The following is a 14,008-nucleotide window of genomic DNA, read 5'->3' as shown; positions in this document are numbered from 1 at the left end:
ATGAAGAAAATGTTACGCTTTGTCCTCCTTCTTATCGTTGCGTTCGGAATCGCTGGCGGAGCGGGAGTGTGGAAAGTCCGTCAGCTGGCTGAAAGTCAGATCCTGATTAAAGACGAGACGATTTTTACCCTGAAAGCGGGGACCGGGCGGCAGGCGCTTGGTCAGCAGCTGTATGACGACAAAATTATCAATCGTCCACGCGTATTCCAGTGGCTGCTGCGTATTCAGCCGGACCTGTCCCATTTCAAGGCCGGTACCTATCGTTTCACCCCTGGCATGACCGTGCGCGAGATGCTGCAACTGCTGGAGAGTGGTAAAGAAGCCCAGTTCCCATTGCGTTTTGTGGAAGGTATGCGTCTGAGCGATTATCTCAGGCAACTGCGTGACGCGCCGTACATCAAGCATACGCTGAAAGATGACCGCTACCAGACCGTGGCAGACGCCTTAAAATTCGAACATCCCGAGTGGGTGGAAGGCTGGTTCTGGCCCGATACGTGGATGTATACGGCAGGCACGACGGATGTGGCAATTCTGAAGCGAGCGCACAACAAAATGGTCGCGGCGGTAGACGCTGCCTGGAAAGGGCGAGCAGAGGGCCTGCCTTATCAAGATCAAAACCAGTTCATGACGATGGCCTCGATCATCGAGAAAGAGACGGCCGTTGCTGCCGAACGTGACCAGGTTGCCTCGGTGTTTATTAACCGTCTGCGCATCGGCATGCGTTTGCAAACCGATCCTACCGTCATCTACGGCATGGGCGAAAACTACAACGGCAGGATTTCCAGAAAAGATCTGGAAACGCCAACGGCGTATAATACCTACGTGATTAGCGGCCTGCCGCCTGGACCGATTGCGACGCCGAGTGAAGCATCGTTGAAGGCCGCCGCGCACCCGGCCAAAACGCCGTATCTCTATTTTGTGGCTGACGGAAAAGGGGGGCATACGTTCAATACCAACCTGGCCAGTCACAATCGCTCCGTTCAGGACTATCTGAAGGCACTTAAGGAAAAAAATGCGCAGTAAATACATTGTCATTGAGGGACTCGAAGGGGCGGGCAAAACCACCGCCCGTAACGTGGTGGTGGATACGCTGAAATCGCTTGGCGTCGCCGACATGGTCTTCACCCGCGAGCCGGGCGGTACGCAGCTGGCGGAAAAACTGCGCAGCCTGGTTCTGGATATCAAATCCGTTGGCGATGAAGTTATTACCGACAAAGCGGAAGTGCTGATGTTCTATGCAGCGCGCGTTCAGCTGGTGGAGACGGTGATCAAACCCGCTCTGGCAGAAGGCAAATGGGTGATTGGCGATCGCCACGATCTCTCAACCCAGGCGTATCAGGGCGGTGGCCGGGGTATCGATCAGACCATGCTGGCTACGCTTCGCGACGCGGTTCTGGGCGATTTCCGTCCTGACCTGACGCTGTATCTGGACGTGACCCCTGAGGTGGGCCTGAAGCGCGCCCGTGCCCGCGGCGAACTGGACCGCATTGAACAGGAGTCTTTTGATTTCTTTAACCGCACCCGTGCGCGTTATCTGGAACTGGCCGGGCAGGACAAGACCATTCGTACCATCGATGCGACGCAATCCCTTGAAGACGTTACATGTGATATTCAGCAGACCGTTACGCAGTGGCTACAGGAGCAGCAGGCATGAAATGGTATCCATGGTTGCGCCCACACTTTGAACAGCTGATCGGCAGCTATCAGGTTGGTCGGGGGCATCATGCGTTACTGATCCAGGCGCTGCCGGGAATGGGTGATGATGCGTTGATTTACGCCATAACCCGCTTTCTGATGTGCCAACAGCCGGAAGGACATAAAAGCTGCGGTAAGTGCCGGGGTTGCCAGCTCATGCAGGCGGGCACGCATCCTGACTATTACACCCTCGAACCTGAGAAGGGCAAAAATACGCTCGGTATCGACGCGGTGCGTGAGGTCAGTGAGAAACTGTACGAATATGCGCGTCTGGGGGGGGCGAAAGTGGTGTGGCTGAAAGACGCCGCGCTGCTCACGGAAGCCGCAGCCAACGCGCTGTTAAAAACCCTGGAAGAGCCGCCAGAAAACACCTGGTTTTTCCTCTCCTGCCGCGAGCCGGAACGCTTGCTGGCGACGCTGCGCAGTCGCTGCCGTCTTCACCACCTTGCAGTCCCTCAGGAATCCTGGGCACTCGCCTGGCTTGAGCGGGAAGTGACGGTGTCACAAGACGCGGCGCTCTCAGCGTTGCGCCTGTGCAGCGGTGCGCCTGCGGCTGCGCTGGCCTTATTACAGCCCGAGGTGTGGTCCCAGCGTGAAACGCTGTGTCGTGCGGTTGAATCAGCCCTCGACAGCCATGACTGGTTGAGCGTGCTGCCAGCGCTGAACAGCGATCAGGCTCCGGAACGGCTGCACTGGCTGGCCGCGCTGCTGCTGGATGCGCTCAAAATTCAGCAGGGGGCTACGCTTCTGACTAACCCTGACGTGTGGGCGCTGGTCACCACGCTGGCGAATCGCCTGTCAGGGCAGTCGCTGCACGCTATCCTTCATGATATCTGCCAGAGTCGTGAACAACTTTTGACGGTAACCGGTCTCAATCGCGAGCTTTTACTGACCGACCAGTTACTGCGTATTGAACACTACCTGCAACCGGGCGTCATACCGCCGGTTTCCCACCTCTGAGAGAGACATTATGTTTTTAGTCGACTCACACTGCCATCTCGATGGCCTGGATTATCAATCCCTGCATAAAAATGTAGACGACGTGCTGGCGAAAGCCGCCGCGCGCGATGTGAAATTTTGCCTGGCCGTGGCGACCACGTTGCCGGGTTACCGCTCCATGCGTGAATTGGTAGGCGAGCGCGATAATGTCGTCTTCTCCTGCGGCGTGCATCCGCTGAATCAGGATGAAGCGTACGACGTTGAGGATTTACGCCGTCTTGCCGCAGAAGAGGGCGTAGTGGCGATGGGCGAGACCGGCCTGGACTATTTCTACACTCCGGAAACGAAACCTCGCCAGCAGGAATCCTTCCGTAACCACATCCGCATTGGCCGGGAACTGAATAAGCCGGTTATCGTTCACACCCGAGATGCGCGTGCCGACACGCTGGGTATCCTGCGGGAAGAAAAGGTGACGGATTGCGGTGGCGTACTACACTGTTTCACAGAAGACAGAGAAACGGCGGGTAAGCTGCTTGATTTGGGCTTTTATATCTCGTTCTCGGGGATTGTCACGTTCCGTAATGCTGAGCAACTGCGTGATGCGGCGCGCTATGTTCCGCTGGATCGTATTCTGGTGGAAACCGATTCCCCGTACCTGGCGCCGGTGCCTCATCGTGGCAAAGAGAACCAGCCAGCGATGACCCGGGATGTCGCTGAGTATATGGCCGTTCTGAAAGGTGTCAGTATTGAAGAACTGGCTCGCGTGACAACGGAAAACTTCGCCAGCCTGTTCCATATTGACCCCGCCCGCCTGCAATCTGTCTGATACACCTGTTATTTTTAGGCTCGTAATTAATAAGTAAAGCGAGTAAAGTTCACCGCCTCATTCGGGGCGGTGATGGCGTTTTTAGACACATCCAGACATGCTTTATGTAAATATCTGCAAGTTTTTTGGCCGTCTTGAACTGAAACGTGATAGCCGTCAAACAAACTCAGAGGGAATTATTTTACTCTGTGTAATAAATAAAGGGCGCTTAGATGTCCTGTCCACGGCGCGGTACTCCCCCCGGGCCAATGCGTGAAAACGTAAAAAAAAGCACAAATACTCAGGAGCACTCTCAATTATGTTTAAGAATGCATTTGCTAACCTGCAAAAGGTCGGTAAATCGCTGATGCTGCCAGTATCCGTACTGCCTATCGCAGGTATCCTGCTGGGTGTCGGTTCTGCAAACTTCAGCTGGCTGCCAGCCGTAGTTTCCCACGTGATGGCCGAAGCAGGCGGTTCTGTTTTTGCTAACATGCCGCTGATCTTCGCTATCGGTGTTGCTCTGGGCTTCACCAATAACGACGGTGTTTCCGCTCTGGCGTCCGTTGTTGCTTACGGCATCATGGTGAAAACCATGGCTGTGGTTGCGCCGCTGGTACTGCATTTACCTGCTGAAGAGATTGCCGCTAAGCACCTGGCGGACACCGGTGTTCTCGGTGGTATCATCTCCGGTGCGATTGCAGCGTATATGTTTAACCGCTTCTATCGCATCAAGCTGCCTGAGTATCTGGGCTTCTTCGCGGGTAAACGTTTTGTGCCGATCATTTCTGGTCTGGCCGCGATTTTCACCGGTGTGGTCCTGTCCTTCATCTGGCCACCAATCGGTACGGCAATCCAGACCTTCTCTCAGTGGGCAGCTTACCAGAACCCGGTTGTGGCGTTCGGTATCTACGGCTTCATTGAGCGCTGCCTGGTACCATTTGGTCTGCACCACATCTGGAACGTTCCATTCCAGATGCAGATTGGTGAATACACCAACGCAGCAGGTCAGGTGTTCCACGGCGACATCCCACGCTACATGGCGGGCGACCCAACGGCAGGTAAACTGTCTGGTGGCTTCCTGTTCAAAATGTACGGTCTGCCGGCAGCTGCAATTGCTATCTGGCACTCTGCTAAACCAGAGAACCGTGCAAAAGTGGGCGGTATCATGATCTCCGCAGCGCTGACCTCGTTCCTGACCGGTATCACCGAGCCGATCGAGTTCTCCTTCATGTTCGTTGCGCCGATCCTGTACATCATCCACGCGGTACTGGCAGGTCTGGCATTCCCAATCTGTATCCTGCTGGGTATGCGTGACGGTACGTCCTTCTCTCACGGCCTGATCGACTTCATCGTTCTGTCCGGTAACAGCAGCAAGCTGTGGCTGTTCCCTATCGTGGGTGCGGGCTACGCAGTGGTGTACTACACCGTCTTCCGCGTGCTGATCAAAGCACTGGACCTGAAAACGCCGGGTCGTGAAGATGCAACGGAAGACAGCAAAGCCGGTGTGACCAGCGAAATGGCACCTGCTCTGGTTGCTGCTTTCGGCGGTAAAGAGAACATCACTAACCTGGACGCGTGTATCACTCGTCTGCGTGTGAGCGTTGCCGACGTTGCGAAAGTCGACCAGCCGGGTCTGAAAAAACTGGGCGCAGCAGGCGTCGTTGTTGCAGGTTCTGGTGTTCAGGCAATCTTCGGAACGAAATCCGATAACCTGAAAACCGAAATGGATGAGTACATCCGCAACAACTAAGCTGTGATCTGGGGAGACTAAGGCAGCCGATTGGCTGCCTTTTTTATTATTGCGGTTTGTGGTGCCGGGTGGCGACTGCGCCTAACCCGGCCTACGTGATGGGTAGGCCCGGTAAGCGCAGCGCCACCGGGCTTAATACTCAGAAATCGTAGCTCGCGCTCACCGAAACGTTCAGTGGCGCGCCATACACTACATACGATCCGACGTAGTCGTAATACTCTTTGTCGAACAGGTTGTTGACGTTAGCCTGAACAGCAAAGTCTTTGGTGACCTGATAGCGACTGAACAGGTTCACCAGCCCATAGCTGCCTTGCTCCGCGCGGGAACGTCCTGCCGGACCGCCTTCCACGTCCGTCCACACTTTGTTCTGCCAGTTTACGCCACCGCCCACGGTCAGTTCCGGCAGCATTGGCAGTTGATAACGGGTGAACAGCTTCATGGTTGTGCGCGGCTGATCGGAGCTGACGGCGTTGCCATTCTTATCTTCTGCAATGTAACGCGTCGCGCCAAAGGTCAGCTGCCAGTTATCGGTCAGTGCACCGTTGAGCTCAAACTCGACCCCTTTGCTGACCACCCCGTCCAGCGATTCATAAATCGACTCACCGCTCGGCATGTAGGTATACGTGTTGCTGGCCACGTTATCCTGCTCAATGCGGAAAATCGCCAACGAGGTGGTGAGGCGGGTATTAAACCAGTCTGCCTTCACCCCGGCTTCGTAGCTTTTACCCGTGGTAGGGTCGAGATAACGTCCACTGGCATTGCGCTTATCCTGCGGCTGGAAGATAGAGGTATAGCTGACGTAGGTCGACCAGTCCTCATTGATGTCATACACCAGGCCGGCATACGGCGTGACATCATCTTTGGTGCTTTCCAGACGGGTATTCGGCGAACCAGCGGGGTTATAGCGTATGTTGTATTGGGTGTAACGCGCCCCCAGGATCAGATGCAACGGATCGGCGAGTGAGAAACGCGCAGAGGAATAGGCTGAAGACTGGCGAATATCATCCTTGCTGTAGAGTTTCCACGGCGTCCACTGCGGATCGGCAATGTTCCCGTTCCAGTTCTTAAAGTTGCCGACATCAACCATGCCGTATACTGCATCCGGCATGGTGTTGTCGTAATGGTTACGCTGACGGCTAAAGCTGCCGCCGAACATCATCTCGTGCTGACGGCCAAAGAGATCGAAGCCGCCGCGCAGGAAGGCATCGACCGCATCCTGTTTACGTTCCCCGCGGTTCCAGCCGCCGTAACCCACCAGGCCAGCGCCGGTCTCTTTATCCGGATAACCGGACATATACATCAGCTTAGAGTCAAAGTTGGTTTCAGCATGCATGCCGTTGATGTGCGCTTCCCAGCCATTATCGAAACGCTGGGTCAGGTTAGCGAAGATGCGGGTGCTGTCTTTATCTGAATAGGCCCAGTCAGGCGCGACGGTCTGGCTGCGATTGTAGTTGGTCTTACTTCCGTCGCTGTACCAGGTCGGCAGCCCACCCCAGGTTGGGTCGGCGGTATGGCTTTCCTGATACTCATACCCTACCGAGAGGGTCGTGCTGTCGGTAACATCTGCATCCATCACGCCGTAGAGGAATTTCTTCCGGTAGTGGTAGTTATCCACGAAGCTGTCGTTGTCCTGATAACCCGTGATCAGACGACCCCGTACCTTACCTGATTCCACCAGCGGCGCCTGGAGATCCAGCACGTAACGCTGCTTGTCCCAGCTGCCGTAGCTGGCGGAAACGTTGCCTTTAAATTCCTGGCTGTCCGCATGCTTGCGCACCATATTAACGTACGCCGCCGGGTTGCCCGTCCCGGACATCAGGCCTGTGGCGCCGCGGACCACTTCAATGCGGTCATAAATTGCGGTATCGGCGGCCGTATCACCAAAGTTCCACACTTCACTGATGGACGTTGGAAGGTCGTCATAGGCGTAGTTGCTGACGAAAAATCCGCGTGAGTAAAATACGGTACGATCGCTGTCCTGCACCTGCGCCGTAATGCCCGTGGTGTTCGTCAGCACCTGGCCGATGGATTGCAGATTCTGGTCAGCCATACGTTGCTGGCTGATAACGCTGACGGACTGTGGGATGTCGCGGGGAACCAGCAACAGTTTGGTGCCGGTGGTGGTGGTTTTTACGCTGTAATCCTGATCCTGGCTGGCAGAAAGATCCTGTGTGTTATCAAAACCCCCATCAACGACGACGGTATCTTCGGCTGTTGAAGCAGCGAAAGCGGTGGTTGGCGTCAATGCCATAGCAATGCAGGCGGCCAACAACGAAGGTGTTGCGGCAGGCTGACGTTGCCCATCCCTGGTGTGATTAATGAAAGACATCATCAAACCCTTAGTGAATGGTGAAGGTAGTGCGCGACAGTCCCGCTAGCACGGGCTGACGTCGTTTTCTATGTTAAAAATGCGCATGAAAATGCAAATGCGAAATATACGCATTGTGATTAACGCTGTAAACAGATGTTTCGGGATGAACTGAAATCAGGTTTCAGAAAAGAAATGTCCTAAAGCGATGCCTCTTCAGCCAGATGGGCGATAATCAGGAAAGAAATCACGGGAGAAGGTTGAAAGGACAGGAGAAACTCGCTCATACTCTTGTGTTGTGTCACACAGTAAAACAGACAATGTGTGTTAACAACGGACGCACGACGCCAGATTAAACTTAAAAGGAAAAGGTCATGGCTGAAGAAACGATTTTCAGTAAAATTATCCGCCGCGAAATTCCGTCGGATATTGTCTATCAGGATGAACTGGTCACGGCTTTCCGCGACATTTCTCCCCAGGCGCCGACGCACATCCTTATTATTCCCAATATTCTGATTCCGACCGTCAATGACGTTAAAACCGAGCATGAAGTGGCGCTGGGCCGTATGCTTACGGTGGCCGCGAAAATTGCTGAGCAGGAAGGGATTGCTGAAGATGGATACCGTTTGATCATGAACTGTAATCGCCATGGCGGCCAGGAAGTCTATCATATTCATATGCATCTTCTGGGTGGACGTCCACTGGGACCGATGCTGGCACATAAAGGTCTTTAATATGTTAACTGGGCGTATTGCAGCGCTGATCGTGACGCTGGTTATGGTTGGGTGCAGCGCGCGTCCCGCCATCCCGGTCAGTGAAGAACAGACGCTGGTGATGGAGTCCTCAGTGCTTGCTGCGGGCATCACGGCGGAAAATCCTTCGTTGACCATAAGCGAAATCCAGTCTTCTGCCTCCTCTACGCTCTATAACGAAAGGCAAGAGCCAGTGACGGTGCATTATCGCTTCTACTGGTATGACGTGAGAGGTCTTGAGATGCACCCGCTTGAGGCGCCGCGTAGCGTGACGGTCCCGGCAAGATCGTCGGTCACGCTCTACGGCAGCGCCAGCTATCTGGGTGCACATAAGGTGAGACTTTATCTTTATTTGTAAGGAGTGAACCTTGATTAAAACAATGAGCCGTTATGCGCTCCTGAGTGCGTTCGCACTCTTTCTGGCAGGCTGTGTGACGCGAACGGAAGAACCTGCACCGGTGGATCAGGCGAAGCCGGGAACGGAACAGCCAACAACACCGGCGCAACCTGTTCCAACCGTGCCGTCTGTACCGACTATTCCGGCGCAGCCTGGCCCGATCGAACATCCGGACGATACCGCGCAGCCTGCGCCGCGAGTGCGGCACTATGACTGGAACGGCGCGATGCAGCCGATGGTGGGCAAAATGTTGCAGGCACAGGGCGTTACGCCTGGCAGTGTGCTGCTGGTGGACAGCGTGAACAACCGTACAAACGGTTCCCTGAATGCGGGAGAAGCGACGGAAACCCTGCGCAACGCGCTGGCAAACAACGGTAAATTTACGCTGGTCTCAGCCCAGCAGCTCGCGGTCGCCAAGCAACAGCTTGGTCTGTCGCCTCAGGACAGCCTGGGTTCGCGCAGTAAAGCGATTGGTATCGCCCGCAACGTTGGTGCGCAGTATGTCCTTTATTCTAACGCGACAGGCAACGTGAACACGCCGTCGTTGCAGATGCAGTTAATGCTGGTTCAAACCGGCGAAATTATCTGGTCAGGTAAAGGTGCCGTTACGCAACAATAAGCGCACGCGTCATGATGTCCTGACGCGTTATTTCCCCCAGTACCGTGTTATCGCGCCGCAAGCCCCCGTCGGGCTTGGCGGCGCGAGTTGCATTATTGAGCGTGGCGACCATCGGCTGGTTTTACGTCAGCATCACGATGCCGCCGCGCCTGCCGCCCATTTTCGTCGCCAGTTCCGCGCCCTGAAGCGCCTTCCCGCCGACCTTGCCCCGAAACCTCATCTCTTTATCAGGGACTGGATGGCGGTGGCGTTTATTGCGGGTGAGATCAAAAGCGAGCTTCCCGATACGCCCACGCTGGCAGCCATGCTGTATCATCTGCATCGACAGCCGCGTCTGGGCTGGCAGGTGACGTTACTTCCATTACTGGATAGCTATTGGCAGCAGGCTGCGCCTGGACGACGCACGCCCTTCTGGCTGGCGCAGCTTAAGCGGCTGCGTAAAGCGGGAGAGCCGAAGGCGTTACGTCTGGCGCCGCTGCATATGGATGTCCATGCGGGGAATATCGTTCATACCACGGCGGGCGAGAAACTTATCGACTGGGAATATGCCGGGGACGGTGACGTGGCTCTTGAACTCGCTGCGGTCTGGATGCCTGATGAGGCTTCGCGCGTGCAGCTGATAACCGCCTATGCCCGAAACGCCAACATAAATGTACTCACCCTTGCGCGGCAGGTCGCGCGCTGGCGTCCGTGGGTGCTGATGCTGATGGCGGGATGGTTTGAAATGCGACTTCAGCAGACAGATGACGAACAATTTATTGCGCTGGCAAATGATGCCTGGCGTCAGTTACAAACGAAAGGATAAGAGAGGTTGGTGTGGGTCCAGTAATGTTGGATGTTGAAGGGTTTGAGCTTGATGCGGAAGAGCGCGAAATTCTGGCGCACCCGCTGGTAGGGGGGCTGATTCTTTTCACCCGCAATTATCACGATCCGGCGCAGTTGCGCGAGCTGGTTCGCCAGATCCGCGCGGCGTCACGCAATCGCCTGGTGGTGGCCGTCGACCAGGAAGGTGGACGCGTGCAGCGTTTCCGCGAAGGGTTTACCCGTTTACCCGCCGCACAATCTTTTGCTGCGCTGCTGGGTGCTGAAGAGGGCGGTCAACTGGCGCAGGACGCAGGCTGGCTGATGGCCAGCGAGATGATCGCTATGGATATCGATATCAGCTTCGCCCCGGTGCTGGACGTAGGACACATTAGCGCGGCAATTGGTGAGCGTTCGTATCATGACGATCCACGTATCGCGCTGGCAATGGCGACGCGCTTCATTGACGGTATGCACGATGCGGGCATGAAAACCACCGGCAAGCATTTCCCGGGCCACGGGGCGGTGACGGCGGATTCCCATAAAGAAACCCCGCGCGATCCGCGCCCGGAAGCAGACATTCGCGCTAAAGATATGTCTGTTTTCCGCTCGCTGATTACCGATAACAAGCTGGACGCTATTATGCCTGCGCACGTCATCTACAGTGACGTTGATCCGCGTCCGGCCAGCGGCTCTCCGCACTGGCTTAAAACCGTGCTGCGTCAGGAGTTGAGCTTCAATGGCGTTATTTTCTCTGACGATTTATCCATGGAAGGGGCGGCGATCATGGGAAGCTATGCCGAACGTGGGCAGGCTTCGCTGGATGCAGGTTGCGATATGATCCTCGTCTGCAATAATCGTAAAGGGGCGGTGAGCGTGCTGGATAACCTGTCGCCGATCAATGCTGAACGTGTTACACAATTGTATCATAAAGGTTCATTTAGTCGTCAGGAGCTGATGGACTCGGCGCGCTGGAAATCGGTAAACGCCCGGCTTGAAGCCCTGAACGAGCGCTGGCAGGCACATAAAGCAGCCCTTTAATTCATCCCGGAAGGCGTAGCGTGGTGAGACGATGATCATTTATTTACACGGTTTTGACTCAAACAGTCCTGGTAACCATGAGAAAGTGCTGCAATTGCAGTTTATCGATCCGGATGTCCGGCTGATCAGTTACAGCACGCGTCATCCGAAACATGACATGCAGCATCTGCTTAAAGAAGTGGACAAAATGTTGCAGCTCAATATCGACGATCGCCCGCTGATTTGCGGCGTGGGGTTGGGGGGATACTGGGCAGAGCGCATCGGTTTTTTGTGCGATATCCGTCAGGTCATTTTTAATCCTAACCTGTTTCCAAACGAAAACATGGAAGGCAAGATTGACCGTCCGGAAGAGTACGCCGATATCGCAACAAAATGCGTGAGCAATTTCCGCGAAAAGAACCGCGACCGGTGTCTGGCGATCCTCTCCCGCAACGATGAAGCGCTGGACAGCTCCCGCGCTGCCGAACTTCTGCATCATTACTACGAAATTGTCTGGGACGAAGAGCAGACCCACAAGTTCAAAAATATTTCCCCGCACTTGCAGCGTATTAAGGCCTTTAAAACGCTGGGCTGAACTCCCTGAACCTGACAAAGGCCCGGTACGTGAAAGCGTGCCGGGCCTCTTTTTTGTCAGAGTTGTCTACTTTTAAACCATCAAAACTTGATACATATCAATTTTGGTATGACCAATGCGCCTGACGTGCTATTCTCAATGAATCTGAATGGTTTCAGCGCAGTAACCTGTTGTTAATTAAGGGTTATTTATATAACTTTTAATTAACAATTGGTTAATAATTTGAGGGGGTCACGTTGACTACGCCATTGAAAAAGATAGTGATTGTCGGCGGTGGAGCTGGCGGGCTGGAGCTGGCGACGCAGCTGGGTAAGAAACTGGGTCGCGGTAAGAAAGCCAAAATCACGCTGGTGGATCGTAACCACAGCCATCTGTGGAAGCCGTTACTGCACGAAGTGGCGACCGGGTCGCTGGATGAGGGCGTGGATGCGCTCAGCTATCTGGCGCATGCGCGTAACCACCACTTCCAGTTCCAGCTGGGTTCGGTGGTGGACATCAACCGTGAAAATAAAACCATCACGCTGGCTGAGCTGCGTGATGATAAAGGCGAGCTGCTGGTTCCTGAGCGCAAGCTGGCCTATGACACGCTGGTGATGGCCCTGGGCAGTACGTCCAATGATTTCAACACCCCAGGCGTAAAAGAGCACTGTATCTTCCTGGATAACCCGCATCAGGCGCGTCGTTTCCATCAGGAGATGCTTAACCTGTTCCTGAAGTACACCAACAACATGGGTGCTAACGGCAAGGTTAACATTGCTATCGTGGGCGGCGGCGCAACGGGCGTTGAATTATCGGCGGAGTTGCACAATGCGGTCAAACAGCTGCACAGCTACGGCTACAAAGGACTGACTAATGAAGCGCTGAATGTGACGCTGGTGGAAGCAGGTGAACGTATTCTGCCTGCGCTGCCGCCGCGTATTTCTGGCGCGGCGCACAACGAGCTGACCAAACTGGGCGTGCGCGTGCTGACCCAGACCATGGTGACCAGCGCGGATGAGGGCGGACTGCATACCAAAGACGGCGAATACATCCAGGCCGACCTGATGGTCTGGGCTGCGGGGATCAAAGCGCCTGATTTCATGAAAGATATCGGTGGGCTGGAGACAAACCGTATTAACCAGCTGGTGACAGAGCCGACGCTGCAAACCACGCGCGATCCGGACATCTTCGCTATCGGCGACTGTGCCTCCTGCGCGCGTCCGGAAGGCGGGTTTGTGCCTCCTCGCGCTCAGGCCGCGCACCAGATGGCAAGCCTCGTGCTGCATAACATCCTGGCGCAGATGAAAGGCAAACCGATGAAAGCCTATGTCTACAAAGACCACGGCTCTCTGGTATCGCTCTCAAACTTTTCCACCGTGGGCAGCCTGATGGGCAACCTGATGCGCGGCTCCATGATGGTGGAAGGGCGCATCGCCCGCTTCGTGTACATTTCTCTGTACCGTATGCACCAGATTGCGCTGCACGGCTACTTCAAAACCGGCCTGATGATGCTGGTCGGCCGCATCAACCGCGTTATCCGCCCACGCCTGAAGCTGCACTAACTTCTCCCTCCCTCCGGGCTCTCCGGAGGGAATTCTTAGCACATCATGCTGTGCATTTCGCTCCTGACGCTTAAGAGTTCTCTTAAACAGACACTATCCCAGCTCATCCCGCGGTTTTTTGATCCTTTATCTTATTGGCGAAGCGTTTATTGCGCTGCAAAATTGCTACCAATTGCAACAAAGGAGGAAGTCCCGTGAATAAATCAATGTTGGCGGGTATAGGGATTGGCGTCGCAGCTGCGTTAGGTGTGGCTGCCGTTGCCAGTCTGAACGTACTTGATCGTGGCCCGCAGTATGCGCAGGTGGTTTCCGCTACACCGATCAAAGAGACGGTCAAGACGCCTCGTCAGGAGTGCCGTAATGTTTCTGTCACCCATCGTCGTCCGGTTCAGGATGAAAACCGTATCGCTGGCTCCGTGCTGGGCGCGGTTGCTGGTGGGGTGATTGGTCATCAGTTTGGTGGTGGCCGTGGTAAGGATGTCGCGACGGTAGTTGGTGCGCTGGGTGGCGGTTATGCCGGTAACCAGGTGCAGGGCGCGATGCAGGAAAATGATACCTACACCACAACGCAGCAGCGCTGTAAAACCGTGTATGACAAGTCTGAAAAAATGTTGGGCTACGACGTAACCTACAAAATTGGCGATCAGCAGGGCAAAATCCGCATGGATAAAGATCCTGGTACGCAGATCCCTCTCGACAGTAATGGTCAGCTGATACTGAATAACAAAGTGTAAAAAAGATGTTCTCTGAACTTAGCTCCTCATGCGCTCAGGCTGAGGAGCT

14 protein-coding genes are annotated in these 14,008 nt (G+C 54.9%); 13 read left to right on the top strand and 1 reads right to left on the bottom strand.

Annotated elements, in window-relative coordinates; all coding sequences use genetic code 11:
* The 5 genes from yceG to ptsG all read left to right on the top strand — a co-directional run bounded on the left by yceG (position 1) and on the right by ptsG (position 5,192).
* Positions 1 to 1,023 carry a cell division protein YceG gene (yceG, locus tag INF86_RS03825; protein WP_038415832.1) on the top strand — a complete coding sequence of 341 codons (1,023 nt, stop codon included), beginning with the start codon at positions 1 to 3 and terminating at the stop codon, positions 1,021 to 1,023.
* Entirely contained in the window at positions 1,013 to 1,654 is a 642-nt protein-coding gene (gene tmk, locus INF86_RS03820; protein ID WP_045622620.1) for a dTMP kinase, read from the top strand. The genes yceG and tmk overlap by 11 nt, the downstream gene beginning before the upstream one ends.
* Positions 1,651 to 2,655: a DNA polymerase III subunit delta' gene (gene holB / locus INF86_RS03815; protein ID WP_022647744.1), complete on the top strand. Its 1,005-nt coding sequence runs from the start codon at positions 1,651 to 1,653 to the stop codon at positions 2,653 to 2,655. Before tmk ends, holB begins: the two co-directional genes overlap by 4 nt.
* 10 nt (positions 2,656 to 2,665) lie before the next feature.
* Complete coding sequence (locus tag INF86_RS03810; protein ID WP_023299800.1) at positions 2,666 to 3,460, top strand: metal-dependent hydrolase; 795 nt, start codon at positions 2,666 to 2,668, stop codon at positions 3,458 to 3,460.
* Positions 3,461 to 3,758: 298 nt separating this feature from the next.
* A complete protein-coding gene (ptsG, locus tag INF86_RS03805; protein ID WP_006809245.1) occupies positions 3,759 to 5,192 on the top strand; it encodes a PTS glucose transporter subunit IIBC in 1,434 nt (477 codons plus the stop codon).
* A 139-nt stretch (positions 5,193 to 5,331) separates the two neighbouring features.
* On the opposite strand, the gene fhuE is transcribed toward ptsG, so the two are convergent.
* The gene (gene fhuE / locus INF86_RS03800) at positions 5,332 to 7,521 is read right to left on the bottom strand and encodes a ferric-rhodotorulic acid/ferric-coprogen receptor FhuE (RefSeq protein ID WP_032622149.1); all 2,190 of its coding nucleotides are present in this window, start codon (positions 7,519 to 7,521) and stop codon (positions 5,332 to 5,334) included.
* 353 nt (positions 7,522 to 7,874) lie between these two features.
* Between fhuE and hinT the strand changes: the two genes are divergently transcribed.
* The 8 genes from hinT (at position 7,875) to INF86_RS03760 (ending at position 13,959) form a co-directional block, all read left to right on the top strand.
* Positions 7,875 to 8,234: a purine nucleoside phosphoramidase gene (hinT, locus tag INF86_RS03795; RefSeq protein WP_006809243.1), complete on the top strand. Its 360-nt coding sequence runs from the start codon at positions 7,875 to 7,877 to the stop codon at positions 8,232 to 8,234.
* A 1-nt stretch (position 8,235) separates the two neighbouring features.
* Positions 8,236 to 8,610, top strand: a complete 375-nt coding sequence (locus tag INF86_RS03790) for a YcfL family protein (RefSeq protein ID WP_022647747.1) — start codon at positions 8,236 to 8,238, stop codon at positions 8,608 to 8,610.
* Positions 8,611 to 8,623: 13 nt separating this feature from the next.
* Positions 8,624 to 9,268, top strand: coding sequence for a penicillin-binding protein activator LpoB (lpoB, locus tag INF86_RS03785; RefSeq protein ID WP_085929697.1), 645 nt, complete (start codon positions 8,624 to 8,626; stop codon positions 9,266 to 9,268).
* Positions 9,249 to 10,073, top strand: a complete 825-nt coding sequence (gene thiK, locus INF86_RS03780; protein WP_023305871.1) for a thiamine kinase — start codon at positions 9,249 to 9,251, stop codon at positions 10,071 to 10,073. The genes lpoB and thiK overlap by 20 nt, the downstream gene beginning before the upstream one ends.
* Before the next feature lie 11 nt (positions 10,074 to 10,084).
* Positions 10,085 to 11,110 (top strand): beta-N-acetylhexosaminidase, encoded by a 1,026-nt coding sequence (gene nagZ, locus INF86_RS03775; RefSeq protein ID WP_193543245.1) that lies wholly within the window; start codon positions 10,085 to 10,087, stop codon positions 11,108 to 11,110.
* A 31-nt stretch (positions 11,111 to 11,141) separates the two neighbouring features.
* Entirely contained in the window at positions 11,142 to 11,684 is a 543-nt protein-coding gene (gene ycfP / locus INF86_RS03770) for an alpha/beta hydrolase YcfP (protein ID WP_022647750.1), read from the top strand.
* Positions 11,685 to 11,920: 236 nt separating this feature from the next.
* Positions 11,921 to 13,225: an NAD(P)/FAD-dependent oxidoreductase gene (locus INF86_RS03765; RefSeq protein ID WP_017693633.1), complete on the top strand. Its 1,305-nt coding sequence runs from the start codon at positions 11,921 to 11,923 to the stop codon at positions 13,223 to 13,225.
* Between the two features lie 194 nt (positions 13,226 to 13,419).
* Positions 13,420 to 13,959: a glycine zipper 2TM domain-containing protein gene (locus INF86_RS03760; protein WP_017384715.1), complete on the top strand. Its 540-nt coding sequence runs from the start codon at positions 13,420 to 13,422 to the stop codon at positions 13,957 to 13,959.
* Positions 13,960 to 14,008 lie beyond the last annotated feature (49 nt).

Origin of the sequence: Enterobacter cloacae complex sp. I1M (genome assembly GCF_014982425.1) — a bacterium.
Taxonomy (GTDB): Bacteria; Pseudomonadota; Gammaproteobacteria; order Enterobacterales; family Enterobacteriaceae; genus Enterobacter; species Enterobacter intestinihominis.
Note: the sequence above shows the minus strand (reverse complement) of the source record. Positions and strands in the feature narration are given on the sequence as shown.